This window comes from Mesorhizobium sp. M8A.F.Ca.ET.208.01.1.1, from assembly GCF_004791315.1.
GTDB lineage: Bacteria > Pseudomonadota > Alphaproteobacteria > Rhizobiales > Rhizobiaceae > Mesorhizobium.
Window position 1 is genome coordinate 1 of record NZ_SRUT01000196.1, and the last position, 331, is coordinate 331.

A 331-nucleotide genomic window follows, 5' to 3' on the forward strand; every position below is an offset into this window, starting at 1 on the left:
GTCGCATACAAGGAAGGGGTGACATTCTTCGACGCAGGCGCGAATACGGAAAGCGTCCATTGCGCCTTCTGCGGAGGCGACCTTGAGGATTGGTGGGGCGATGCCATGGGCCAGGCAGCCGCTTCGGATTTTAGCAATCTAACGATCGTGACGCCTTGTTGCGGCAAGTCCACATCGCCCATCGATGTCAGCTAGGGAGGGCGCGCTGCGTTCGGCACGTGCGCTCTTACGGTCGTCAATCTTGGCGCGCCGTCGCTTGGTGCCGACCAATTGCGGAGAATCGAGCTGGCGATCGGCTCGCCGCTCAAGGCGATTTGGCAACATCTCTGAG

1 pseudogene is annotated in these 331 nt (G+C 60.4%); it reads left to right on the forward strand.

What is annotated here, in order from left to right:
- Window positions 1–195, forward strand: a pseudogene (locus EN851_RS36880) (hypothetical protein); the annotation flags it as partial.
- Between the last annotated feature and the right edge of the window lie 136 nt (window positions 196–331).